Annotated in this window: 26 protein-coding genes; 15 read left to right on the top strand and 11 right to left on the bottom strand. The window is 62.1% G+C overall.

Annotated features, from left to right (window positions below; translation table 11 throughout):
- Positions 1-200 precede the first annotated feature (200 nt).
- Both OC605_RS04880 and OC605_RS04875 read left to right on the top strand, forming a co-directional pair.
- On the top strand, positions 201-1,085 hold the full coding sequence (locus OC605_RS04880) for a sugar nucleotide-binding protein (protein ID WP_038860943.1): 885 nt from the start codon (positions 201-203) through the stop codon (positions 1,083-1,085).
- Positions 1,078-2,010, top strand: coding sequence for an NAD-dependent epimerase/dehydratase family protein (locus OC605_RS04875; RefSeq protein WP_262136429.1), 933 nt, complete (start codon positions 1,078-1,080; stop codon positions 2,008-2,010). Before OC605_RS04880 ends, OC605_RS04875 begins: the two co-directional genes overlap by 8 nt.
- A 359-nt stretch (positions 2,011-2,369) precedes the next feature.
- Here OC605_RS04875 and OC605_RS04870 read toward each other — a convergent pair whose 3' ends face one another.
- The 6 genes from OC605_RS04870 to OC605_RS04845 form a co-directional block, all read right to left on the bottom strand.
- Positions 2,370-3,068 carry an OmpW/AlkL family protein gene (locus OC605_RS04870; protein ID WP_024014503.1) on the bottom strand — a complete coding sequence of 233 codons (699 nt, stop codon included), beginning with the start codon at positions 3,066-3,068 and terminating at the stop codon, positions 2,370-2,372.
- A 220-nt stretch (positions 3,069-3,288) separates the two neighbouring features.
- Positions 3,289-3,807 carry a DUF3299 domain-containing protein gene (locus OC605_RS04865; protein WP_262136428.1) on the bottom strand — a complete coding sequence of 173 codons (519 nt, stop codon included), beginning with the start codon at positions 3,805-3,807 and terminating at the stop codon, positions 3,289-3,291.
- 11 nt (positions 3,808-3,818) lie between these two features.
- On the bottom strand, positions 3,819-5,084 hold the full coding sequence (locus tag OC605_RS04860) for an ABC transporter permease (protein ID WP_262136427.1): 1,266 nt from the start codon (positions 5,082-5,084) through the stop codon (positions 3,819-3,821).
- 1 nt (position 5,085) lies between these two features.
- A complete protein-coding gene (locus OC605_RS04855; RefSeq protein ID WP_137215693.1) occupies positions 5,086-5,796 on the bottom strand; it encodes an ABC transporter ATP-binding protein in 711 nt (236 codons plus the stop codon).
- A 145-nt stretch (positions 5,797-5,941) separates the two neighbouring features.
- On the bottom strand, positions 5,942-6,535 hold the full coding sequence (locus OC605_RS04850; protein WP_137215692.1) for a DUF2796 domain-containing protein: 594 nt from the start codon (positions 6,533-6,535) through the stop codon (positions 5,942-5,944).
- Positions 6,536-6,690: 155 nt separating this feature from the next.
- Positions 6,691-7,257, bottom strand: coding sequence for a hypothetical protein (locus OC605_RS04845; RefSeq protein ID WP_071173727.1), 567 nt, complete (start codon positions 7,255-7,257; stop codon positions 6,691-6,693).
- A gap of 128 nt (positions 7,258-7,385) precedes the next feature.
- Here OC605_RS04845 and OC605_RS04840 point away from each other — a divergent pair, with 128 nt between their 5' ends.
- Positions 7,386-7,745: a hypothetical protein gene (locus tag OC605_RS04840; protein ID WP_262136426.1), complete on the top strand. Its 360-nt coding sequence runs from the start codon at positions 7,386-7,388 to the stop codon at positions 7,743-7,745.
- A gap of 4 nt (positions 7,746-7,749) precedes the next feature.
- On the opposite strand, the gene trxA is transcribed toward OC605_RS04840, so the two are convergent.
- The 3 genes from trxA to OC605_RS04825 all read right to left on the bottom strand — a co-directional run bounded on the left by trxA (position 7,750) and on the right by OC605_RS04825 (position 9,921).
- Positions 7,750-8,622 carry a thioredoxin gene (gene trxA / locus OC605_RS04835; RefSeq protein WP_016772977.1) on the bottom strand — a complete coding sequence of 291 codons (873 nt, stop codon included), beginning with the start codon at positions 8,620-8,622 and terminating at the stop codon, positions 7,750-7,752.
- Between the two features lie 181 nt (positions 8,623-8,803).
- Positions 8,804-9,460, bottom strand: a complete 657-nt coding sequence (locus OC605_RS04830) for a class I SAM-dependent methyltransferase (RefSeq protein ID WP_262136425.1) — start codon at positions 9,458-9,460, stop codon at positions 8,804-8,806.
- Positions 9,457-9,921 (bottom strand): YbaY family lipoprotein, encoded by a 465-nt coding sequence (locus OC605_RS04825; RefSeq protein WP_071173724.1) that lies wholly within the window; start codon positions 9,919-9,921, stop codon positions 9,457-9,459. The genes OC605_RS04830 and OC605_RS04825 overlap by 4 nt, the downstream gene beginning before the upstream one ends.
- A gap of 128 nt (positions 9,922-10,049) precedes the next feature.
- Here OC605_RS04825 and nrdR point away from each other — a divergent pair, with 128 nt between their 5' ends.
- From nrdR to OC605_RS04765, 12 genes are all read left to right on the top strand, one after another.
- On the top strand, positions 10,050-10,514 hold the full coding sequence (nrdR, locus tag OC605_RS04820) for a transcriptional regulator NrdR (protein WP_007910946.1): 465 nt from the start codon (positions 10,050-10,052) through the stop codon (positions 10,512-10,514).
- The gene (gene ribD / locus OC605_RS04815) at positions 10,511-11,644 is read left to right on the top strand and encodes a bifunctional diaminohydroxyphosphoribosylaminopyrimidine deaminase/5-amino-6-(5-phosphoribosylamino)uracil reductase RibD (RefSeq protein ID WP_262136424.1); all 1,134 of its coding nucleotides are present in this window, start codon (positions 10,511-10,513) and stop codon (positions 11,642-11,644) included. Before nrdR ends, ribD begins: the two co-directional genes overlap by 4 nt.
- A 47-nt stretch (positions 11,645-11,691) precedes the next feature.
- Positions 11,692-12,354: a riboflavin synthase gene (locus OC605_RS04810; RefSeq protein ID WP_016772981.1), complete on the top strand. Its 663-nt coding sequence runs from the start codon at positions 11,692-11,694 to the stop codon at positions 12,352-12,354.
- 21 nt (positions 12,355-12,375) lie between these two features.
- On the top strand, positions 12,376-13,467 hold the full coding sequence (gene ribBA / locus OC605_RS04805) for a bifunctional 3,4-dihydroxy-2-butanone-4-phosphate synthase/GTP cyclohydrolase II (RefSeq protein ID WP_039761895.1): 1,092 nt from the start codon (positions 12,376-12,378) through the stop codon (positions 13,465-13,467).
- A gap of 90 nt (positions 13,468-13,557) precedes the next feature.
- Entirely contained in the window at positions 13,558-14,034 is a 477-nt protein-coding gene (gene ribE, locus OC605_RS04800) for a 6,7-dimethyl-8-ribityllumazine synthase (protein WP_003228649.1), read from the top strand.
- Positions 14,031-14,531 (top strand): transcription antitermination factor NusB, encoded by a 501-nt coding sequence (nusB, locus tag OC605_RS04795; RefSeq protein WP_262136423.1) that lies wholly within the window; start codon positions 14,031-14,033, stop codon positions 14,529-14,531. Before ribE ends, nusB begins: the two co-directional genes overlap by 4 nt.
- Before the next feature lie 26 nt (positions 14,532-14,557).
- The gene (gene thiL, locus OC605_RS04790; RefSeq protein WP_262136422.1) at positions 14,558-15,523 is read left to right on the top strand and encodes a thiamine-phosphate kinase; all 966 of its coding nucleotides are present in this window, start codon (positions 14,558-14,560) and stop codon (positions 15,521-15,523) included.
- Positions 15,520-16,023 (top strand): phosphatidylglycerophosphatase A, encoded by a 504-nt coding sequence (locus OC605_RS04785; RefSeq protein WP_130888587.1) that lies wholly within the window; start codon positions 15,520-15,522, stop codon positions 16,021-16,023. The genes thiL and OC605_RS04785 overlap by 4 nt, the downstream gene beginning before the upstream one ends.
- A gap of 25 nt (positions 16,024-16,048) precedes the next feature.
- A complete protein-coding gene (locus OC605_RS04780; protein WP_024014486.1) occupies positions 16,049-16,786 on the top strand; it encodes a substrate-binding periplasmic protein in 738 nt (245 codons plus the stop codon).
- A 144-nt stretch (positions 16,787-16,930) separates the two neighbouring features.
- Positions 16,931-17,548, top strand: coding sequence for a GTP cyclohydrolase II (ribA, locus tag OC605_RS04775; protein WP_024014485.1), 618 nt, complete (start codon positions 16,931-16,933; stop codon positions 17,546-17,548).
- Positions 17,545-17,964 carry an MFS transporter gene (locus OC605_RS04770; RefSeq protein WP_073475718.1) on the top strand — a complete coding sequence of 140 codons (420 nt, stop codon included), beginning with the start codon at positions 17,545-17,547 and terminating at the stop codon, positions 17,962-17,964. The genes ribA and OC605_RS04770 overlap by 4 nt, the downstream gene beginning before the upstream one ends.
- Positions 17,964-18,764, top strand: a complete 801-nt coding sequence (locus OC605_RS04765) for a cobalamin-binding protein (protein ID WP_262136421.1) — start codon at positions 17,964-17,966, stop codon at positions 18,762-18,764. Before OC605_RS04770 ends, OC605_RS04765 begins: the two co-directional genes overlap by 1 nt.
- 139 nt (positions 18,765-18,903) lie before the next feature.
- Here the strand turns inward: OC605_RS04765 and OC605_RS04760 are convergent, their stop codons facing one another.
- Complete coding sequence (locus tag OC605_RS04760) at positions 18,904-20,787, bottom strand: TonB-dependent receptor domain-containing protein (RefSeq protein ID WP_262136420.1); 1,884 nt, start codon at positions 20,785-20,787, stop codon at positions 18,904-18,906.
- 140 nt (positions 20,788-20,927) lie between these two features.
- Positions 20,928-22,826, bottom strand: a complete 1,899-nt coding sequence (gene dxs / locus OC605_RS04755; RefSeq protein WP_262136419.1) for a 1-deoxy-D-xylulose-5-phosphate synthase — start codon at positions 22,824-22,826, stop codon at positions 20,928-20,930.
- Positions 22,827-22,897 lie beyond the last annotated feature (71 nt).

Here is a 22,897-nt window from a genome sequence, read left to right as displayed (position 1 = left end):
TTGGAACCCGGTCCCCTGTGGGAGCGAGCCTGCTCGCGAAGGGGCCGGTCAGGACGCCGCAAATTCGCGGATCTACACTTTACGGATGACGGTTGCGCACTAAACCCGCAAAATGCAACGATTCCGGCAATTATCGACGACGGTTCCACGAGAACCGTCGCCAAAGCCATCGTTCCAATCAGACTGGGCCTGCTGACTCTATGCGAATGCGCCTTATGTTACTGGGCGGCGGAAATGCCCTTGGGCAGGCGCTGATTCGCCTCGGTGCGGAAGAAGACATCGGTTTCCTCGCCCCCCGCCCGCCCGAAAACGGCTGGGATGCCGCGAGCCTCACCCAACTGCTCGACGACACCCGTCCCGATGCGTTGATCAACCTCGCCTACTATTTCGACTGGTTCCAGGCCGAGAGCGTCAGCGAAAGCCGCATGAGCGGTCAGGAACGCGCCATCGAGCGTCTGGCCGAACTGTGCCAGCACCACAACATTGTCCTCGTGCAGCCGTCGAGCTATCGCGTGTTCGACGGCTCGCGGGCCACGGCCTACAGCGAAAAAGACGAACCGGTGCCGCTGGGCCTGCGCGGTCAAGCCTTGTGGCGCATCGAGCAAAGCGTGCGCGCGACCTGCCCGCAACATGTATTGCTGCGGTTTGGCTGGCTGCTCGACGACAGTCCGGACGGCACCCTCGGGCGCTTCCTCGCCCGTGCGGAACAACCCGAAGAGTTGCTGCTGGCCGATGATCGTCGCGGCAATCCGACTCCGGTCGATGACGCCGCGCGAGTGATCATCTCCGTGCTCAAGCAACTCGACTGCGCCGCGCCGCTGTGGGGCACTTACCATTACGCCGGCCACGAAGCGACCACACCGCTGGCGCTGGGCCAAGCGATTCTCACCGAAGCACGCAGCCTGCATCCGCTGGCGATCGAAGCACCGACCGCGCAGGCCCATGCCGCGCGCCCGGACGCCGCCGAAGAGCCGCAACACGCGGTGCTGGCCTGCAAGAAGATTCTCCACACTTTCGGGATCAAGCCGCGCGCCTGGCGTGCCGCGCTCCCGGGTCTACTGGACAGGTTTTACCGACATGGCTGAAGGAACGGTTCTAATCACCGGCGGAGCAGGATTCATCGGCTCGCACCTGACCGACGCCTTGCTCGCCAAGGGCTATGCGGTACGCGTGCTTGACGATCTGTCGACCGGCAAGCGCAGCAACCTGCCGCTGGACAATCCCAAGGTCGAACTGGTGGTCGGCGATGTCGCCGATGCCGCTTTGGTCGCCCGCGCCATGCAAGGTTGCAACGCTGTCGCGCATCTGGCGGCCGTGGCCTCGGTGCAGGCCTCGGTGGACGATCCGGTGAAAACCCACCAGAGCAATTTCATCGGCACCCTGAATGTCTGCGAAGCCATGCGTCTGGCCGGGGTCAAGCGCGTGGTGTATGCCTCCAGCGCGGCGGTGTACGGCAACAATGGCGAGGGCGAGTCGATTGATGAAGACACGCCAAAAGCGCCGCTGACACCCTATGCCTCGGACAAACTGGCCGGTGAGCAGTACTTCGATTTCTACCGTCGCCAGCATGGCCTGGAACCGGCAATTTTTCGCTTCTTCAACATCTTCGGCCCACGCCAGGATCCGTCCTCGCCGTATTCCGGGGTGATCAGCATCTTCAGCGAGCGCGCCTCGAAGGGTTTGCCGATCACCGTGTTTGGCGATGGCGAGCAGACTCGCGATTTCCTCTATGTCGGTGATCTGGTCGATTTGCTGGTGCAGGCGCTGGAAAAGCCCGAAGTGCAGGAAGGTGCGGTCAATGTCGGCTGGAACCAGGCGATGAGCCTGAAGCAGATGCTCGAAGCATTGAAATCAGTGGTCGGTGAACTGCCGCCCGTGAGCTACGGGCCGGCGCGTTCAGGTGATATCCGCCATTCGCGAGCCGATAACCGACGCTTGCAGCAGCGCTTCGAAATGCCGCCGCAGACGCCGATGAGTGTGGGCTTGGCGCGCTTGCTGGGGCGCTCCTGAGAAGCCCCTCACCCTAGCCCTCTCCCAGGGGAGAGGGAACTGACTGAGGTGTTTGTGAGAAGTACGCCGACTTGCGATACCCAGTCGAACTCAGGTTTTGAACAACACACAAATCGGCTCCCTCTCCCCCGGGAGAGGGCTGGGGTGAGGGGCCCGGGCCTCCAACGCCCCACATGACTCAGCACCAAATGAAAAAGGCGCCTTTTTCAACAGGCGCCTTTTTCACGGCCGGAATATTGCTATCCCTGTGGCGAGGGAATGTTATCCCCCGATCGACTGCGTACGGTCTTCGTCAGGTCTGTGCCTGCCCGCCACCAAGCCTCATTCACCACCACGTGAACGTTCGGTAAAAAATCGACTTAGAACTTATAGCCCAGACCGACCATGTAGATGAACGGATCGACGTCCACATTCACCCGTGCACGGGTGCCGGGGGCGACGGCGTTGTTCTCGACGGTCGCGCGGGTGTCGATATCGATGTAGCGCACCTGGGCATTGAGCATGATGTTGTCGGTGATCATGTAGTCGGCGCCGACCTGCCAGGCCAGGCCCCAGGAGTTTTTCGCCTTGAAGTTGCTGAAGCCGTTGGCGCTGGCTTCGCTGCCGACGTGTTCGTCGTAGATCCAGGTGTAGTTGATGCCACCACCCACATACGGCTGGAAGGCCGATTTCGAATCCAGTGGGTAGTAGACGACGCTGAGGGTCGGCGGCAGGTGCTTCAGGGTGCCGAGCTTGCCGTTGGCGGCGGGCAGGGCGGTGCCCTTGAGCTTGACGTCATGCTCGAACGGCGTGGCTGCCAGCAGTTCGATACCGATGTTGTTGGTGAGCATGTAGGCGAAGTTCAGGCCCAGTTGGGTGTCGCTGCTCATGGTCGCCTTGCCGCCCAGATTAGTGCCGCTCAGCGGACCCTGATCGACCTTGACGCTGGAACTGTCGGCCTTCGGGTTGACGGTGATCGCGCCAGCGCGCACGAGAATGTCACCGGCTTCGTGGGCATGGGCGAGCGGGGCTGCGAGCGCGAGGGCAAACAGCGGGGCGCTGAGCAAGGACTTGTTCATGGGGGCTCCGAAAGGACATAAAAATTCGATGTCCTAGGGTACGAAGCCGTCTGATACGGTGTTTTGACTCAGCTCAATGAAACAGTGAAGGGGCGGGGTTTTGTGGAACCCTTGAGGGCCTATTCGCGAGCAGGCTCGCTCCCACCTTGGAATGTGATCACCTGTGGGAGCGAGCCTGCTCGCGAAGACGATAGACCAGCCAATACAAAACTACCGGGAATTACTCCGGCAGCTCATACGCATAAATCTTCTCCGCCTCCATCTGATACCCGGCATCGGCCAGTTCACTGCTCGAGGCTTTCACCTGCAACGGCCCTTCGACCCAATACGGCTGATACAGCTCATCGAGCTTCACGCCCAGTTCGCTTTTCACGTGGACGATCTGGTTCGACGGCGGTGGCGGTACGTGGATGCAGGCGCCGAAGTACGGCACCAGCAAAAAGTCGGTGGTGCGCCCCTCTTCGCTGACTTCCAGCGGCACGATATAACCGGGCAGGCGAATGTTCTGCCCGTCGAGGCTCTTCACGACCGGTGCATTGGGCATGTCCTGCTTGGCCGCTGGTGCGGACTCGGCAGAGAGTGCGTCGCCCATCTTCGACAGGTCGTGCAGCGGGGTCATGTTCGGCACTTCCGGCGCGGCGTCCGGCGGGATCATTTCCGACCAGGTCAGGACTTTCGGCGCCGCCGCCCACACGGGCAGGGCGACCAGCATCAGCAGCGCAAGCAGGGCGCGGGGCATGGTGAACATCCTCATAAACGGATCGACAGGCCATCGGCCAATGATTGGCGATACGCGCGCCAGGCCGGCACGCTGCCCATCAGCAGCGCGGCCGCCAGAATGCCACCGAGCAGCGTCCATTCATACTCGCTCGGCCATGCCAGCGGCAGATACAAACCGTAATTGGCCTGCACGTAACCTTGCGCAGCGGCGATGCCGATGTACAGCAATGCCAGTCCGGCGATGACTCCGGTCAGCGCCAACGCAAAGGCTTCCAGCACCAGCAGGCTTGCGATGTGCGACGGCCGCGCCCCCACCGAACGCAGAATCGCCATCTCGCGGCGACGTTCGTTGAGGCTGGTGAGAATCGCCGTGAGCATGCCGATCAACCCGGTCAGCACCACAAACAGCGAGACCACGAACAAGGCTTTCTCGGCCGTACTCATCAGGCTCCACAATTCCTGCAAGGCCACGCCCGGCAGGATCGCCAGCATCGGTTCGCCACGGTACTCGTTGATCTCGCGCTGCAAGGCAAAGGTGGAAATCTTGCTGTTGAGGCCGAGCATGAACGCGGTGATCGCTTGCGGGGTCAGGTCCATGTTGCGCGCCTGATCAGCGCTGATCCGCCCGTTGCCGCGCGCCGGCACACCGTTGTGCCAGTCAATGTGGATCGCCTCCATGCCGCCGAGGCTGATGTGCAGCGTGCGGTCCACCGGCGTGCCGGTGCGCTGGAGGATGCCGACCACGGTGAAGGGTTTGTCGTCGTGCTTGACCAGGCTGATCGCCGCCACACCGTGGGCCAGCACCAGTTTGTCGCCGAGCTTGTAGTGCAGCGCTTCGGCGACTTCGGCACCGAGCACCACTTCGAAAGGATCGGTGGCAAACGCGCGACCGTCGGCCAGCGCCAAGTGTTGCTGGCGCCCGTATTGATAGTGCTCGAAATAGGCTTCGGTGGTGCCCATCACGCGATAGCCGCGATGGGAATCGCCGAGGGACATGGGGATTGCCCACTTCACTTTCGGATTGTTGGCGAAGTGTTCGAAGCTGTCCCAGCGAATATTGTTGGTAGCGTTGCCGATGCGGAACACCGAATACAGCAGCAGGTTTACCGACCCCGAACGAGCACCGACGATCAGGTCAGTGCCGCTGATGGTGCTGGCGAAACTGGCCTTGGCTTCGGTGCGCACGCGCTCGACGGCGAGCAGCAGGCACACCGACAGGGCAATGGCGAAGGCGGTGAGCAATGCGGTGAAACGGCGGTTGGCCAGGCTGGCCATGGCCAGACGAAACAGATACATCTCAGACCTCGGCGGACGTAGCGGCGCGATTGAGATCGGCCAGGGACAGATGACGGTCGAACAGCGGCGCCAGGCTCTGGTCGTGGCTGACGAACAACAGACTCGATCCGGCCTCGCGGCACTCGGCAAACAGCAGGCGAATGAAGTTCTCGCGGGCGTCGTAATCCAATGCCGACGTCGGTTCGTCGGCGATCACCAGTTCCGGTTGACCGATCAACGCGCGGGCGGCAGCGACCCGTTGTTGCTGGCCGATGGACAAGGAGTCGGCGCGGCGACTGAGCAGGCTTTCGTCCTTCAGACCCAAGTGCGCGAGCAGGGTGGCGGCGGCCTGATCGACGCTGCCGTGGCGCTGTTTCGCCCGTTGCGCACGCAGTTTCGAGAAGTGACACGGCAACTCAACGTTCTCGCGCACCGAGAGAAACGGCAGCAGGTTGAATTGCTGGAAAATGTAGCCAGTGTGATCGACACGAAACGTATCGCGCTGGCCGGCAGACAGTTCGGTCAGCTCCTGGCCGAGCAGGCGAATGCTGCCGCGACCGGGCTTCTGCACTCCGCCGAGCAGGCCGAGCAGGGTGGTCTTGCCGCTGCCGCTGGGGCCTTTGAGAAACAGGGTTTCGCCGGCTTCCAGACGAAACGCCGGGATGTCCAGCAGCGTCGGGTGACCGGGCCAGTTGAAGCCAAGGTCGGAAAGTTCGATGAGTGCTTGGGTCATGGCACCGATTTCATGGTTGGACACGGACCCCTGTAGGAGCTGACGAGTGCAACGAGGCTGCGATCTTTTGATCCTGTTTTTTTTACAACCAAAAGATCGCAGCCTCGTTTCACTCGTCAGCTCCTACAGGGAATCTTCATTCGCTTCAGAATTTCAGCGCAGCCGATTTCGCCGTCACTTCGGTACCTTGCTGGCCAGTCGCGCTGATCAGTTGTACCTGAATCTTCTGCGTCGCCGGGAAGGTCTTGAAGATGTTCGCCAGGTTCAGCGTGCTCAGCGCGCCCGGTGTGGCGCAGTTGAACTGGTAATGCGCATGGATTTCGCTGTGGTCGTGGTGATGCTCGTGACCGTCCTTGTCCGCTTCATCTTCGTCGTGATCGTCGGCGTCCGGTTTGTCGCCGAACAGCGGGCTTTCCAGTTCCTGACTGACCACCTTGCAGCCGGCCGCAGCGGGCAGGCTGAACAGAGCCAATGGTTTTTCCAGTTGCGCCCGAGCGGCAGCGACTTTGGCCTTGTCGGCATCGGACGTGGCGGCGTGTTCAAAACCGACCAGATTCATCGCCGGGCTTTCCAGCTCCAGCTCCAGGGTCTGACCATCGAGCGCGGCGTTCAGCCGACCCACGCCATGTTCGTGAGCGCCGAGGCTGCCGTGCTCATGATCATGATCGTGCTCATCAACCGCATGGGCAGCGGCCAGCGGCAACAGGGCAAACGGCAAAGCGAGCAACAGACGACGCATGACGGACTCCGAGAAAAATGAAAAGTTTGTTATGTAATCTTATAACGAAAGTGCGCAGAGTGTGCCCGTGCGCTTGAGATTGCGCAAGACATGGCTAAGCACCGCCCGGGATGAGTTCGCGGGCGGTGCTGGGATTGGATGTCATGCTTGCAGAATCAGAAGCCTGCGCCGGGATAGTCGAACCAATAGTGTCCCGAAAGAACATCGTTGATCAGATTTGCGTCGAGCACGCTCGGGGCATCGCGACTGAAACGCTGTCGCCAAGCCGGAAGCCACCAGTAGTTGATGGCTGTTCCGCGCGGAAATACCACCAGAGTCAGCACCTCCTTATCCATTTTGCCCTGCGTGTAGAGTTGATGACTGCGATCCATCAGGGCCATGTACTGGTCGATTGGCAGTCTGAACATAAGTGCCATGGTGAAGATTTTTTCACTCTGACTGAACGCCGGACTCTGCAGTACCCGCAATGCTTCGCAAGTGTGTGAATTCGGTTGACTCGCTATGCTCTGGCCTTCGGGGGTTGAAAGTATGTCGAAACGATCATCCATGTCTCGCCAGTCGGTCCGGCTATTGCGCTCAAAGTAATCACGAATAACAAGGGTCAGTGGACCTGCAGTTTCCCCGTCAGCGGGACAAGCCGAAAGATCGGCAGGCAACCAGATGCGCCATGCCACGATGAGCAAGAGTGGGGTCATCAATAGGGCGTAGTAACTTCGTTTCATTACAGGGTGCTGTGAGAAAAAGGACACTGTAGATGAATGCTCGATAACCGCCACACTGGACAACGTCGCTTGGCGTTGCACAAGTCCCGTGGGAGCATGCAGGTCAGAAAAATGCAGGAGCGAACTTGATGTTGCGGATACGCGGAACGGTCGGCGAGGTGCCGGTGGATTTGACGGTGGAGCTGGATGACAGCGATTGGGCGAGGCTCGGTTCGGCGCTGAGCGGGCAGGCGCCGGTCGTGCAGTCTGAGGCGGTTGCGCCCGCTCCGGCGGCGAAGCCGGTGAATCAGGACGATGCGCTGTGGCAGGTGGCCAAAGACTTGCTGCGCAAGGCCGGGCAGCTCAGTGGACCGGATCTGCTCGATCAACTGGAAGCGCTGACCGGCAGTGCGGCAGCGGGCAAGCGTTTGCTCGTGCGTCTGCGCCACAGTGCCGATGTGAAAGTGGCGAGCGGCGGGGATACGCCGCTCTATAGCTGGATCGGGTGAGGCCTTAATACAGCGCCGCAAACACTTTGCGACGGTAAGCCGTCACCAACGGATGATCATTGCCCAGCAGTTCGAACACCTGCAGCAAGGTCTTGTGCGGCAAGCCTTCGCCGTAGCTGCGGTTGCGGATGAATAGCTTCAGCAAGGCGTCCAGCGCCGCTTCGTATTGCTGGCGCGCCAGTTGCTGGATCGCCAGTTGGTACACCGCTTCATCATCCTGCGGATTTTGCGCCAGGCGGCTCTTCAGGTCGGCGGCGTCCGGCAGATCGCGGGCGAGGCCGAGGAACTGGATCTGCGCCTTGGCGCCGGCGAGTGCGGCCTTGTGCTCATCGCTCTTGACCGCGTCGAGCACAGTTTGCGCTTCGCCCAGCTCACCGCGCTCGGTCAGGCAGCGTGCGTAAAGGATCAGCGCTTTGGCGTTGGTATTGTCTTCATTGAGAATGGTCACCAGCACCGCTTCCGCCTCGGCGAAGTGGCCTTCGTCGAACATCGCCTGAGCCTGTTCGAACGGGTCGGCAGCGGCCGGTGGCGGCATCTGCACATGCGGTTCCAGCAGCGCGCGCACGGCGGATTCCGGTTGTGCCCCGGCAAAGCCGTCGACCGGCTGACCGTCCTTGAACAGCACCACGGTCGGCAGGCTGCGAATGCCGAAGCGGGCGACGATGTCCTGCTCGATGTCGCAGTTGACCTTGGCCAGCAGCAACTCGCCCTGATAGCTCTCGGCAATGCCCTGCAGCATCGGCATCAACGCCTTGCACGGCGCACACCATTCGGCCCAGAAATCCACCAGCACCGGTTTGTTGAAGGAGGCTTCGATCACCGACTGGTCGAAATCGGCAGTCGTGGCGTCGAAGATGTACGGCGTTTGCTGACTCATGGGGGATCTCGTCAAAGCGTGGATGGGCTCACTATAAAGCTTCGCGAGGGGCTGCTGAAAGCTGTAACACTGATCGTTCCCATGCTCCGCGTGGGAATGCCTCCGGTGACGCTCTGCGTTACGCCGTACGAAGGGACGCGGAGCGTCCCGGGCTGCATTCCCACGCAGAGCGTGGGAACGATCATGCGCGGGTGGCGTAGTAAAGGCTCACATGCCGAAACTCTTCCGGCTCGGCCAGATCCGGCAAGGTCATCGCCTCGAGCATTTCAATTCGCTCATACAACGGATGACGAAAATCCCGCACCCGTGAATCCGCCACCAGCGCCTCGCGGCCGCGAGTGAGAAACGCGTCGAGCAGCGGCAGGTTGGCCCGGTCATACAACACGTCCGCCACCAGAATCAGATCGAAGCGATCGGCCTCGGCAAAGAAATCCGTCGAGTAGCTCATCTGCACATCGTTGAGCTCGGCGTTCGCCTTGCACGCGGAGATCGCCAGCGGATCGAGATCGCAGGCCACCACTTCCAGCGCTCCGGCCTTGACCGCTGCGATGCCGGCGATCCCGGAACCGGCGCCGAAATCCAGCACGCGCTTGCCGCGCACCCAGTCGGGAAACTGTGCCAGATAACGCGCCACGGCCAAGCCGCTGGCCCAGCAAAAACTCCAATACGGCGGGTCATGCAGGATGGGCTGGGTTTCTTCCTGGCTGAATTCGCGGGCCATGTTGTCGCCGTCGATCAGCCACAGCTGCAAATCAGTGCCCGGCAACGCACAGGCTTTCAGTCTGGCGTCGCCGAGCAATTCCCCCAAGGCCTGTTGCAGGTCGAGCGGTGCTGTCATGGCGCTTTGACGAATTGCAGCTGGCCCAAAGCCTGAGTGGTCGGTTGAGTGATGGTCTGCGACGGCAGGTGCAGAATCAGTTGTCCGGACTGGCTGGCGCGACCGCGCAGCTCAACCCGTGCGCCGGCCGGAAATGCCTCGGGGTTGAAGCGCAGATGAAACGGCAGGATCTGGTTGTTGCCGATCAGGCTGGAACTGGCGAGCAATTGTTGCGGGCGATCCTTTTCATCAATCACCAGCAGCGCCAACTCGACTTCGGCGCCGGTTGGCACGCCTTGCAGGGTGCCGCTCAATTCGCGCTGATGCGCTGGCAGCGGGCCGAGTTCGGCGGCCTCTTTGGCTTTTTTCTGCGCCTGTTGCGGCGCGGGGCCCGGCGTCGGCGGTTGCGGCTTGGGTGCGTCGCTGCCACAGGCCACCAGCAGGCTGAAAAGACTGAGCAGAACGAGCGGACGTAACGGCATTGGAGGCTCCGGCAGAATGAATTCCATGGATCAGACGATCATGCCGTTCTGTATACCGCAAAGCCTATGGCTTGTCTTGCCACGGGGATGCGCTACCATGGCCCTCCCATTTTTTGTTGCCAGCCACCATGCACTGTCCCTTCTGCGGTGCCAACGACACCAAGGTCATCGACTCGCGTCTGGTCGCCGAGGGCGAACAGGTGCGCCGCCGGCGTGAATGCCTGGCCTGCGGCGAACGTTTCACGACGTTCGAGACGGCCGAACTGGTGTTGCCGCGCCTGATCAAAACCGACGGCAGCCGCCAACCGTTCGACGAAGAAAAACTCCGCGCCGGCATGCAACGCGCGCTGGAGAAACGTCCGGTCAGCGTCGAGCGCCTCGAATCCTCTCTGGTCCATATCAAGCACAAGCTGCGCGCCACCGGCGAACGCGAGGTCAAATCCCTCGTGGTCGGCGAGCTGGTGATGGCCGAGCTGCAAAAGCTTGATGAAGTCGCCTATATCCGTTTTGCCTCGGTGTACAAGCGCTTCCAGGACCTCAATGAATTCCGCGAAGAGATCGACCGCCTCGCCCGCGAACCGGTGAAAGAATGACCACCGCCGCCGAGCAGGCGATCCTCGACGCCCATTTCATGGCCCGCGCGCTGGAACTGGCCCGCAAAGGCCACTACACCACCCATCCCAATCCGCGAGTCGGTTGCGTGGTGGTGCGTGACGGCCAGATTGTCGGCGAAGGCTGGCATGAGCGCGCCGGCGAACCCCATGCCGAAGTCCACGCCCTGCGCGCCGCTGGCGAGCAGGCCCGGGGCGCGACGGCTTATGTGACCCTCGAACCTTGCAGCCACCACGGGCGCACGCCGCCGTGTGCCGATGCCTTGGTGACCGCTGGCGTTGCCCGGGTCGTGGCGGCGATGCGTGATCCCAATCCGCAAGTCGCCGGGCGCGGTTTGCAGCGCCTGGCCGAGGCCGGTATCGCCACTGAAAGCGGGGTGCTGGAAGCAGAGGCACGCAAGCTCAATCAAGGTTTTCTGAAACGCATGGAACATGGCTTGCCATTCGTGCGGGTCAAGCTGGCCATGAGTCTCGACGGTCGAACAGCGATGGAAAGCGGCGAGAGCCAATGGATCACCGGCCCGGCGGCGCGTTCTGCGGTACAGCGTTTGCGCGCTGAGGCGGCAGTAGTGCTGACCGGCGCCGACACGGTGTTGGCCGATGGCGCGCGGTTGACCGTGCGCGCGGACGAACTCGGTCTGGGCAGTGAGCAAACCGCGCTGGCCATGAGTCGCCCGCCATTGCGCGTGTTGATCGATGGCCGCCTGCGGGTGCCGCTGGATGCGCCGTTCTTCAAGGCCGGGCCGGCGCTGGTCGCCACCTGTGTCGCGGTCGAGGAGCAATATGCCAATGGCCCGGAATGCCTGATCGTGCCGGGTGACGACGGCCAGGTCGATCTGCATCAATTGCTCATCGAACTGGCCAGTCGTGGCACCAATGAGGTGCTGGTCGAGGCCGGGCCGCGTCTGGCCGGTGCCTTTGCGCAACTGGGGCTGGTCGACGAATTCGTGATCTTCATTGCCGGCAAGTTCCTTGGCTCCACGGCGCGTCCGCTGCTCGACTGGCCGCTGGCGCAGATGAAAGATGCGCCGGAACTGAAAATCACTGAAATCCGCGCGGTGGGCGATGACTGGCGAGTCACTGCGATCCCTGTCCCTGCAGCCCGCGTATAATTCCCGGCCATCGCGTTAGCGCTGGCCTCGTTCTCAAGGAGAACCCCATGTTCACCGGCATCATCGAATCCATCGGCAGTATCCGCGCACTGACCCCAAAGGGCGGTGATGTGCGGGTGCACGTCGCAACCGGCAAGCTCGATCTGAGCGACGTCAAACTCGGCGACAGCATCGCGGTCAACGGCGTTTGCCTGACCGCAGTCGAGTTGCCGGGCGACGGCTTTGCCGCCGACGTCAGCCGCGAAACCCTCGATTGCACCGCCATGAATGACCTGAAAAGCGGCAGCCCGGTCAATCTGGAAAAAGCCCTGACCCCGACCACTCGCCTTGGCGGGCATCTGGTCAGCGGTCACGTCGACGGCGTCGGTGAAGTGGTCTCGCGCAGCGACAATGCCCGCGCCGTGGAATTTCGCATCCGTGCGCCGAAAGAGCTGGCCAAGTACATCGCCCACAAAGGCTCGATTACCGTCGACGGCACCAGCCTGACCGTGAACGAAGTCGATGGCGCCGAATTCATGCTGACGATCATTCCGCACACCCTCAGCGAAACCATCATGGCTTCATACAAGCCGGGCCGCCGGGTGAATCTGGAAGTCGACCTGCTGGCGCGTTATCTGGAGCGTCTGCTGCTGGGCGACAAGGCCGCCGAGAAGACCGCCGGCAGCACCATCACCGAAAGCTTTCTGGCCCAAAACGGCTACCTCAAATAATTCAAAAGAAGGGGGTGCCTTGTGGCGCTCAATAGCATCGAAGAACTGGTTGAAGACATCCGCCAAGGCAAGATGGTCATCCTCATGGATGACGAAGACCGCGAGAACGAAGGCGACCTGATCATGGCCGCCGAATGCTGCCAGGCCGAACACATCAACTTCATGGCCAAGCACGCCCGTGGCCTGATCTGCATGCCGATGAGCCGCGAGCGCTGCGAACTGTTGAAGCTGCCGCTGATGGCGCCGCGCAACGGTTCCGGTTTCGGCACCAAGTTCACCGTTTCGATCGAAGCTGCCGAAGGCGTGACCACCGGCATCTCCGCCGCTGACCGCGCGCGCACCGTGCAAGCGGCTGCCGCCAAAGACGCCAAGGCTGAAGACATTGTCAGCCCGGGTCACATTTTCCCGCTGATGGCCCAGGCCGGCGGCACCCTCGCTCGCGCCGGCCACACCGAAGCCGCCTGCGACCTGGCGCGCATGGCCGGTTTCGAGCCGAGCGGAGTGATCTGCGAAGTGATGAACGACGACGGCACCATGTCCCGTCGCGCTGAACTCGAAGCATTCGCCGCCGAACACAACATCAAGATCGGCACCATCGCCGACCTGATCCACTACCGGATGATCCACGAACGTACCGTTCAGCGGATTGCCGAGCAGCCGCTGGACAGCGAACTGGGCCAATTCAACCTGGTGACCTATCGTGATTCGGTGGAAGGCGACGTGCACATGGCACTGACGCTGGGCACTGTCTGCGCTGAGGAGCCGACGCTGGTTCGCGTGCACAACATGGACCCGCTGCGCGACCTGCTGATGGTCAAGCAACCCGGTCGCTGGAGCCTGCGCGCCGCCATGGCTGCGGTCGCCGAGGCCGGCAGCGGTGTGGTGCTGCTGCTCGGTCACCCGCTCGATGGCGACGTGCTGCTGGCGCATATCCGTGAAACCGGTGAGCAGGCAGCGCCGAAAAAACCGACCACCTACAGCATTGTCGGGGCCGGTTCGCAGATCCTGCGTGACCTCGGCGTGCGCAAGATGCGCTTGATGTCGGCACCAATGAAATTCAATGCGATATCCGGTTTCGATCTGGAAGTTGTAGAATACGTGCCCTCCGAATAATGACCGGCTGTTTCCGGACTCTGATTCGCGGCAAATAATCACTGAGGGGCGCGTAGCAGACGCGTCCCGGCTCTTTAAGAGAACTGACGAATGACCCTGAAGACCATCGAAGGTACCTTCATCGCCCCCAAAGGCCGCTACGCTCTGGTAGTGGGCCGCTTCAACAGCTTCGTGGTTGAAAGCCTGGTCAGCGGTGCCGTTGATGCCCTGGTTCGCCACGGCGTGAGCGAAAGCGACATCACCATCATCCGCGCACCGGGCGCCTTCGAAATCCCGCTGGTTGCGCAGAAAGTCGCCCAGAAAGGCGAGTTCGCAGCGATCATCGCCCTTGGCGCGGTCATTCGTGGCGGTACTCCGCACTTCGAATACGTGGCTGGCGAGTGCACCAAAGGCCTGGCCCAGGTCTCCATGGAATTCGGCGTACCGGTCGCGTTCGGCGTGCTGACCGTTGACTCCATCGAGCAAGCCATCGAACGTTCCGGCACCAAGGCGGGTAACAAAGGTGCCGAAGCTGCCCTGTCCGCTCTGGAAATGGTCAGCCTGCTGGCGCAGTTGGAGGCCAAGTGATTAGCGACGAAAGCGATCGTTTCAACCCGCGCGATCCGAAACCTGCGGATGCCGGCAAGCCGTCGAAAAGCGCCAAGCGTCGCGAAGCCCGTCAGCTCGCGACCCAGGCGCTGTACCAGTGGCACATGGCCCGGCAATCGCTGAACGAGATCGAAGCGCAGTTTCGCGTTGATAACGATTTCACCGATGTCGACGGCGCCTACTTCCGTGAAATCCTTCACGGGGTTCCGCAGTTCAAGACCGAAATCGACACTGCCCTGACGCCTTGCCTGGATCTGGCGATCGAAGAGCTGGACCCGGTTGAACTGGCGGTTCTGCGCCTGTCGACCTGGGAACTGCTCAAGCGCGTCGACGTGCCATACCGCGTTGTGATCAACGAAGGTATCGAGCTGGCCAAAGTGTTCGGTTCGACCGACGGCCACAAGTTCGTCAACGGCGTTCTCGACAAGCTGGCCCCGCGCCTGCGTGGAGCTGAAGTGAAGGCGTTCAAGCGCTGATCGGCGCTTGAATACTTTTCTCGGCCATGGGCGAGTTTGAGCTGATCCGCAATTTCTTCGCCGCCGCGCCTTGTGCGCAGGGCGGCGAAGGCGTTGCTCTGGGGATCGGCGACGACTGCGCCTTGCTGGCGGTTCCCGCTGGGGAACAGCTGGCGGTTTCTACCGATACGCTGGTGGCCGGTGTGCATTTTGCCGACCCCTGCGATCCGTTTCTGCTCGGCCAGCGCTCGCTGGCCGTCGCGGTCAGTGACCTGGCCGCCATGGGCGCCGCGCCCGTTGCCTTCACCCTTGCCCTGACCTTACCGACGGTAACCGCCGATTGGCTGCAAGCCTATGCCCGTGGTTTGAACCGCATGGCGCAAAGCTGCGGCGTCGCGCTGGTCGGCGGCGACACCACGCGCGGGCCGTTGAGCCTGACGGTCACCGTGTTCGGCCGCGTACCCGCTGGCCAGGCGTTGACCCGCAGCGGTGCGCAGGCCGGTGATCTGCTCTGCGTCGGCGGCGAACTGGGCAATGCCGCCGGCGCCTTGCCGCTGGTATTGGCCCAACGTGATGCCGAAGCGCATATCGCCCGGCCGCTGCTCGAGCATTACTGGTCACCACAGCCGCAACTGGCCCTCGGTCAGGCCCTGCGCGGCAAGGCCACGGCGGCGCTGGATATCTCCGATGGCCTGCTCGCCGATTGCGGGCATATCGCGCTGGCGTCGAAGGTGCGACTTGAGATTGAACGCGAGCGTGTACCGTTGTCGGATGCTTTAGTCGCGTTTCTCGGCCAGCGCGGTGCCGAGCGCGCGGCATTGAGCGGTGGTGATGATTACGTACTGGCCTTCACCTTGCCGTCCGCCGAGTTGCCGGCACTGTTGGCCGACGGCTGGCCGATCCATGTGATCGGGCGAGTGCTGCCGGGCCAGGGCGTGCTGCTGCTGGACCGCGACCGGCACGACATCACTCCGCAAATTCGCGGCTACCAACATTTTCAGGAGACACCGTGACAGATCACCCGAAACAGGTCCCTGCCGAATTCGTGCCTCCTTCGGTCTGGCGCAATCCGTGGCATTTCCTCGCGTTCGGCTTCGGCTCCGGGACCTTGCCAAAAGCGCCGGGCACGTGGGGCTCGCTGGTGGCGCTGCCGTTCATTCCGCTGTGGCAGATGCTGCCCGACTGGGGCTACTGGCTGATGCTCGGCATCACCATGCTGTTCGGCTTCTGGCTGTGCGGCAAAGTCGCTGACGATTTGCGCGTGCACGACCACGAAGGCATTGTCTGGGACGAAATGGTCGGCATGTGGATCACCCTGTGGCTGGTGCCGGAAGGCTGGTACTGGTTGCTCGCGGGTTTTCTGGTGTTCCGCTTCTTCGATATCCTCAAGCCGTGGCCGATCCGCTGGATCGACAAGCACGTGCATGGCGGCGTCGGCATCATGCTCGACGACGTGCTGGCCGGTGTGTTCGCCTGGCTGGCGATGCAAGGGCTGGTATGGGCATTCGCCTGATTCGACTCACGTGAGGAACCACGCAATGCTGCGACGCGGGTTGGCGCTGCTGCTTCTGGCTCTGCTGGGCACGTTCGCCCACGCGCAGGCCGCCGCGCCTGTGCCTGGGGTGATCCATCTGGCCAGCGAAGACTGGGAGGATTACACCGCCGCCGATGGTCACGGTCTGGCCTGGGACGTGTTGCGCAAAGTGTTCGAGCCGGCCGGGGTCAAGCTGGACATCCGCACGGTGCCGTACACCCGTTCGATCGGGCTGGTGCAGTTGAAGGAAGTCGACGCGCTGGTCGGCTCCTACCGCGACGAAGCCGAGCACGTGCTGTACCCGCAATCGAAGTTCGATTCTGATCACATCTACGCGCTGGGCCTGGCGAGCAGCCCGCCGCCGACCCAGGCGACCTTGGGCAAATATCGGTTGGCCTGGGTGCGCGGCTACCGCTACGAAAACTACTTGCCGAACATCCAGCGCTTCAACCAGATCGAACGACGTACCGGCATTCTGCTGATGCTCAAGCAGGGCCGGGCGGATTACTACATCGATGCGCTGACCGAGATTGAAGCGGTCGTGCGCGATGCCGCGGATCCAGCGCAGTATCGCTATTCGCATCTGGCTGAGTTGCCGCTGTTTCTCGGTTTCGCCGATACCCCACAGGCTCGCGCGTTGATGGCGCTGTATGACCGGCGCATGGCGGAGCTGGTCAAGAGCGGAGAGTTGAAGCCGGTCTTCGAGAAGTGGCAGCAGCCGTATCCGTTTGATCCAAAATGATCACAATGTCCTGTGGGAGCGTATGGCAGCTGTCATCAAACTTTTTGATAGTTATGCCCGATAATTCAGCCTAAGCGTCCACAGGAACCTGCTGTTACAATGCCCGCCTGCGAATTTTCAGTCTTCTAGATCAGGAGCACATCGGTGCCTGTCGTCTTCGTCGCCGCTTCCAAGCTGCCAACGCCTTTTGCGCAATTCACCATGCACGGCTTTCTCGATGAGAGCACCGGGCGTGAGCACGTCGTGCTGAGCCTCGGTGAAATTGCCGATGGCGCCCCGGTACTCGGTCGCCTGCATTCCGAATGCCTGACCGGCGATGCCTTGTTCAGCCAGCGTTGCGACTGCGGCTCGCAACTGGAAGCCGCGTTGCAGGCGATTGCCCGCGAAGGCCGTGGCGTGCTGCTGTATCTGCGTCAGGAAGGGCGCGGCATCGGTCTGCTGAACAAGATCCGCGCCTATGAATTGCAGGACGGCGGCGCCGACACCGTGGAAGCCAACGAGCGTCTGGGCTTTGCTGCCGATCAGCGCGACTACGCCATGTGCCTGCCAATGCTTGAGCATCTGGGCGTGAAATCCCTGCGCTTGATGACCAACAACCCGCGCAAGGTCAAAGCGCTGACCGACATGGGCATCGTCGTCGCCGAGCGCGTGCCGCTGCACACCGGGCACAATCCGCACAACAAACTCTATCTGGCGACCAAGGCCAGCAAGCTCGACCACATGATGGGCAACGAGCATCAGGGCGAGGTCGACCGCGCGTGACCCGCGGCCAGGTGCGGCGGCGGTTGTCGGTGGCCTGGTGGCAATACCTGGCGCTGGCGCTGTTGCCGCTGTTCGTGCTCAACGCGCTGTTCGGTGAAGGCCAGGGCCTGCTGCCAGTGCTGGCAATGCCTTTGTTCATCGCCGGCGTCGCCTCGATGTTTGTCAGCCTGAAGTATTTCGCCCGCTACAAACACGCCCTGATCGCCACGCAAAAAGCCCTCGATACCGCCGAAGAACCCGCCGCCTGGATTGCCCTTGCGGCGCGTCGGCGTACGGCGTTGCTGGTAGCGTCCTTGCCGGCCTGGATTGGCGCACTGGCGGTATTCGTCGGCCTCGAAGCCGTGCCGTTGATGTTGCTGGCGCTGTCCACCGCCGTGCTGTTCTACCTCTATCGTATTCCGCGTCAACTCGGCTGATGCATCGCCTGTGGCTGGCGGTTCTGCTGCTCGCCCTGAGCAGCCCGGCGCTGGCCGCACTGCGTGTGGTCAGCCTCGCCCCCTCACTGTCTGAAATCGTCGTTGAACTGGATTCCGCTGACCTGCTGGTCGGCGTACTGGATGCGGGCGAGCGGCCGGCGGCGATAGCGGATGTTTCATCAGTGGGCCGCTACGGCCAGCTCGATATGGAGCGCTTGCTCAGCCTGAAACCGGATTTGCTGCTGCTCTGGCCCGGTAGCGTCGGCGCGGGGCAGCGTGATCAGCTCAAGCGCCTGAACATTCCGACCTTCGTCGCCGAGCCGCATACGTTGGCGCAACTCGCGGCGCAGATCGAAGCCATTGCCGAACAGCTCGGGCGTCCTGAACGCGGGGCGAAACGAGCGGCCGAATTGCGCAAACAACTGGATGACCTTCGTCAGCGTTATCGTCGTGATGTGCCGCTGCGGGTGTTTTATCAAGTCTGGGACAAACCGCTGTATACCATCGGTGGCGGGCAGATCATCAGCGATGCGCTTGAGGTGTGCGGCGCGCGCAATGTCTTCGCCGAGCTGAATCTGCCGGCACCGCAGGTGAGTATCGAGGCGGTATTGCAGCGTGATCCGGAAGTGATTGTCGCCGGTGATCAGGCGCAGCTAGGGGCGTGGAAGACCTGGCCGCAGGTGGCGGCGGTCAGGCAGGGGAGACTGATATTGGTCACTGACAAAGGCCTTGAGCGACCGAGCGGGCAGATGATCAGCGCCACCGCCAAGCTTTGCCAATCGATCGCGCCCGACCGTTGAAACCGTGGTGCTTGTATTCGCGAGCAAGCTCGCTCCCACATTTGATCGGGTTTTAACCAATAATCTGGGTGCAAGAGAGATCAACTGTGGGAGCGAGCTTGCTCGCGAAGAGGTCGGATGATACAGCGCTGATCTCAGCTCAGAGTTCAGGGGTCCACGTCACCCCGAACATCCACACCCGACCTTCCTCACGATAGCCATACTGCGCACCGTCATAGCTGTAATTCGCCCGGCTGTAACCCTTGTCCAGCAGGTTATCCACCTTCAGATCCAGCTTGATCTCACGGTTCAGCGCCCAACTGCTGCGCAGCCCGAGCGTGCCGTAGCCACCCAGCGACTGGGTGTTGTTCAAGTCGTCGTAACTGCCGCTGACCAATTGCCAACTGGCGCCGAGTCCCAAGCGATCGAACTGCCGATCCAGATCCCAACTGGCCGTGCGCCGCGCCCGCCGCGCCAGCGTATGCCCGGTATCGCGATCACGTGGATCAATGATCGCTACGCCAAGATTGCTCTGCCAGCCAAACAGCTCGTGCTTCAGTGCCGCTTCAAAGCCATTGATCCGCGCTGACGCAACGTTCTGTGGGCGTGAGTTGCTGCCGAAGATGATCGCGTCTTCCAGGTCGGTACGGTAAATCGAGGCTTCCAGCCGCGCGCTGTCGCTCAACTGGCTGCGCCATTGCAGTTCGTAGCTTTTCGAGGTTTCCGGTTTCAGATCCGAGTTGCTATAGCTTGGGTAGTACAGGTCGTTGAAGGTCGGCGCACGGAACCCTTCGCTGTAGCTCAGCAGCACGTTGTTGTCCGGGTTCAGCGGCAGGGTGAAAGTGCCGCTCCACGTGTTCTGGTTGCCGAACTGCTGGTTGTCGTCGTGGCGCAGGCCGATCTCGGTGGAGAAACTGTCGGCCTGATAGCGATGCTGGATGAACGCGGCGCGATTCCAGCGGCTGTCCTCGTCAAACGCAGTGCTGCTGTTGACCCGGTCTTCGTACCAGTCGCCGCCGAGGATAAGGCTGTTGCGCGCGTCCAACGTCAGGTCGTTCTGCCAGTTCACCGAGTCGCGATAAGTGTTGAACACCGTGCGCTCGTCGCTGAGCTTGTCGAAGGTCTTTTCGCGGTTTTCGCTGTGGCCGAATTCAATGCGGGTTTTCCAGGTTTCGTTGACCCGCGCATCGACATAACTGCTGATGCTGCTGACATTGAAATCACTGTATGGCTGCTGTTGCACCGACTCGAAAGTGTCCATGTCAAAGCGGCCGAACGGGTTGTCGAATTCGCTCCTGCCACGGTTATCCAGCAGATTGGCGCCGACTTCGACGTCATCGGTCAGCGCGTGGCTGAGGCTCAGGCTCAGGGATTTGTTGCGGTAGGCGTCATGGTCGCTGTCGCTTGGATACGACTCGTGGGTACGGTCGAGCCCGGCCGTTTCGTCGAGGCTGGCGCCGAGGTTGAAGCGGGTTTTCTCGTCGCCGCCGGACAAGCCGAGGCTGCGTTCCCATGTCTGCTGACTGCCAAAGCCCAGATGCAGGCGTGGCTGCAAGCCTTGCTCGGTGCCGCGCCGGGTGAAGATCTGGATCACCCCGCCAATCGCGTCGCTGCCGTAAATCACCGAGCGTGAACCGCGCAGCACTTCGACGCGCTCGATCTGCTCGATGTTCAGATGTTGCAGGTTGCTGTCGCCGGAAGTCGAGTTGCCGATGCGCTGGCCATCGACCAGCACCAGGCTCTGCGCCGATTGCGTGCCGCGAATGTAGATCCCCGGCAGACTGCCGCGCCCGCCAGTCTGCGCCACTTGCACGCCGGGCACGCGCCGCAGCAGATCGGGCACGTCGCTTGGTTGCAGGCGATCAATGTCTTCGCGGGTGAACACGGTGTTGGCGGCGCTGCTGTCGTTGCGCGCCTCGACCTGACGGTTGGCGCTGATCAGCGTGTCCGGCAGCTTCAGCGCCTGATCGCGTTCGAATGTATCGGCAAGGGCGCTGGCGGCTGGTAGCAGGAGGAAGGGCAGGGCGAGGCGCGAGAGGTTCATGGACAGTCCAACGGGAGTTTCAGGTGTACACAAATCAAATGTGGGAGCGAGCCTGCTCGCGAAGGCGGTATATCAGTCAGCACTTCGTTGACTGACAGTCCGCTTTCGCGAGCAGGCTCGCTCCCACAAGGGTATTGCGTTTATTGGTCGAGCAATGCCAGCCGCTGGCGAATCGACGCTTCGATCCCCGCCTCATCGAGCCCGCACTCGGCGAGCATCTGCGCCGGTTTCGCATGCTCGACGTAAATGTCCGGCAAGCCCAGATGCAGCATCGACTTGAGGATGTTCTCGCGGGCGAGGAATTCGCTGACCGCTCCGCCGGCGCCGCCCATGATTGCGTTCTCTTCGATGGTCACCAGCAGCTCGTGGCTAGCGGCGATCTCGCGCACCAGCGCTTCATCCAGCGGTTTGACGAAACGCATGTCGACCACAGTGGCGTCGAGTTTCTCGGCGACTTTCAAGGCTTCGCTCAGTTGCACGCCGAACACCAGCATGGCGACCTTGCTGCCCTGACGACGGACGATGCCCTTGCCGATTTCGATCGCTTCGAGATCTTTTTCGATGACTGCGTTCGGCCCGCTGCCACGCGGGTAACGCACTGCCGCCGGGCCGTTGTAGAGGTGGCCGGTGGTAAGCATTTTGCGCAATTCGTTTTCATCGCTCGGCGTCATGATGAGCATGCCCGGGATGCAGCGCAGGTACGACAGGTCGAAGCTGCCAGCGTGGGTCGGGCCGTCTTCGCCGACCAGACCGGCACGGTCGATGGCGAACAGCACGTCGAGGTTCTGCACCGCGACATCGTGCACCAACTGGTCGTAACCGCGTTGCAGGAACGTCGAGTAGATTGCCACCACCGGTTTCGCGCCTTCGCAGGCCATGCCGGCGGCGAACGTCACCGCGTGCTGCTCGGCAATCGCCACGTCGAAATAACGCTCGGGGAAACGTTCGCTGAACGCCACCAGATCCGAGCCTTCCTTCATCGCCGGGGTGATCCCGACCAGACGCGCGTCAGCCGCGGCCATGTCGCACAGCCACTCGCCGAACACTGCCGAATACTTCGGCCCGCTGGCGACTTTCGGCGCAGCGGCCGGGGCGTCCAGAGGTTCGAGTTTGGTGATGGCGTGATAACCGATCGGGTCGACTTCCGCCGGGGCGAAGCCTTTGCCTTTCTTGGTGACGATGTGCAGGAACTGCGGGCCTTTGAGATCGCGCATGTTGCGCAGCGTGGCGATCAGGGTCGGCAAGTCGTGACCGTCGATCGGGCCGATGTAGTTCCAGCCCAGCTCTTCGAACAGGGTGCCGGGGACCAGCATGCCCTTGGCATATTCTTCGGTGCGACGGGCGATTTCCCAGGCGCCGGGCAGGCGCGAAAGGACTTTCTTGCTGCCCTCGCGCATGCTCGCGTAGGTGCGGCTGGACAGGATCTTCGCCAGATAATTCGACAGTCCGCCGACGTTGCGCGAGATCGACATATCGTTGTCGTTGAGGATCACCAGCATGTTGGCATTGACTTCCGGCGCATGGTTGAGCGCCTCGAAAGCCATGCCGGCGGTCAGCGCACCGTCGCCGATCACGGCGATGGCCTTGCGATCGCTATCCTGCAGGCGGGCGGCAATGGCCATGCCCAGCGCGGCGCTGATCGAGGTGCTGGAGTGGCCGACGCCGAAGGTGTCGTACTCGCTCTCGGAGCGGCGCGGGAACGCGGCAATGCCGTCCTTCTGACGCAGGCTGGCCATGCGCTCGCGGCGACCGGTGAGGATCTTGTGCGGATACGCCTGATGCCCGACGTCCCACAGCAGACGGTCGTCCGGGGTGTCGAAGACGTAATGCAGCGCGATGGTCAGCTCGATCACGCCCAGGCCGGCACCGAAATGCCCACCGGTCTGGCCGACCGTGTAGAGCAATTCCAGGCGCAACTCATCGGCCAGGGTTTCCAGCTCGGCTTCGCCTAACCGGCGCAGGCCGTCCGGCGTGTTCGCGCGGTCGAGCAGGGGCGTGGTCGGGCGCTTGCGGGGAATCTCATGAAACGTCGTGGGCATCAGGCGAATCGTTATAGGTATAAAAGATGCGGCAGTTTACCTGATGCATCGCCCCCTGCCCACGCGTTGGT

Source organism: Pseudomonas sp. Marseille-Q5117, from assembly GCF_946901175.1.
GTDB lineage: Bacteria > Pseudomonadota > Gammaproteobacteria > Pseudomonadales > Pseudomonadaceae > Aquipseudomonas > Aquipseudomonas iranensis.
The sequence above is the reverse complement of the archived record's forward strand: the minus strand, read 5'-3'. Positions and strand labels throughout refer to the sequence as shown.

Bases quoted from the DNA above. Each gene is read 5' to 3' on its own strand.
- OC605_RS04880 (WP_038860943.1), top strand. From the start codon at position 201: ATGCGAATGCGCCTTATGTTACTGGGCGGCGGAAATGCCCTTGGGCAG.
- OC605_RS04875 (WP_262136429.1), top strand. From the start codon at position 1,078: ATGGCTGAAGGAACGGTTCTAATCACCGGCGGAGCAGGATTCATCGGC.
- OC605_RS04870 (WP_024014503.1), bottom strand. From the start codon at position 3,068: ATGAACAAGTCCTTGCTCAGCGCCCCGCTGTTTGCCCTCGCGCTCGCA.
- OC605_RS04865 (WP_262136428.1), bottom strand. From the start codon at position 3,807: ATGCCCCGCGCCCTGCTTGCGCTGCTGATGCTGGTCGCCCTGCCCGTG.
- OC605_RS04860 (WP_262136427.1), bottom strand. From the start codon at position 5,084: ATGTATCTGTTTCGTCTGGCCATGGCCAGCCTGGCCAACCGCCGTTTC.
- OC605_RS04855 (WP_137215693.1), bottom strand. From the start codon at position 5,796: ATGACCCAAGCACTCATCGAACTTTCCGACCTTGGCTTCAACTGGCCC.
- OC605_RS04850 (WP_137215692.1), bottom strand. From the start codon at position 6,535: ATGCGTCGTCTGTTGCTCGCTTTGCCGTTTGCCCTGTTGCCGCTGGCC.
- OC605_RS04845 (WP_071173727.1), bottom strand. From the start codon at position 7,257: ATGAAACGAAGTTACTACGCCCTATTGATGACCCCACTCTTGCTCATC.
- OC605_RS04840 (WP_262136426.1), top strand. From the start codon at position 7,386: ATGTTGCGGATACGCGGAACGGTCGGCGAGGTGCCGGTGGATTTGACG.
- trxA (WP_016772977.1), bottom strand. From the start codon at position 8,622: ATGAGTCAGCAAACGCCGTACATCTTCGACGCCACGACTGCCGATTTC.
- OC605_RS04830 (WP_262136425.1), bottom strand. From the start codon at position 9,460: ATGACAGCACCGCTCGACCTGCAACAGGCCTTGGGGGAATTGCTCGGC.
- OC605_RS04825 (WP_071173724.1), bottom strand. From the start codon at position 9,921: ATGCCGTTACGTCCGCTCGTTCTGCTCAGTCTTTTCAGCCTGCTGGTG.
- nrdR (WP_007910946.1), top strand. From the start codon at position 10,050: ATGCACTGTCCCTTCTGCGGTGCCAACGACACCAAGGTCATCGACTCG.
- ribD (WP_262136424.1), top strand. From the start codon at position 10,511: ATGACCACCGCCGCCGAGCAGGCGATCCTCGACGCCCATTTCATGGCC.
- OC605_RS04810 (WP_016772981.1), top strand. From the start codon at position 11,692: ATGTTCACCGGCATCATCGAATCCATCGGCAGTATCCGCGCACTGACC.
- ribE (WP_003228649.1), top strand. From the start codon at position 13,558: ATGACCCTGAAGACCATCGAAGGTACCTTCATCGCCCCCAAAGGCCGC.
- thiL (WP_262136422.1), top strand. From the start codon at position 14,558: ATGGGCGAGTTTGAGCTGATCCGCAATTTCTTCGCCGCCGCGCCTTGT.
- OC605_RS04780 (WP_024014486.1), top strand. From the start codon at position 16,049: ATGCTGCGACGCGGGTTGGCGCTGCTGCTTCTGGCTCTGCTGGGCACG.
- OC605_RS04765 (WP_262136421.1), top strand. From the start codon at position 17,964: ATGCATCGCCTGTGGCTGGCGGTTCTGCTGCTCGCCCTGAGCAGCCCG.
- OC605_RS04760 (WP_262136420.1), bottom strand. From the start codon at position 20,787: ATGAACCTCTCGCGCCTCGCCCTGCCCTTCCTCCTGCTACCAGCCGCC.
- dxs (WP_262136419.1), bottom strand. From the start codon at position 22,826: ATGCCCACGACGTTTCATGAGATTCCCCGCAAGCGCCCGACCACGCCC.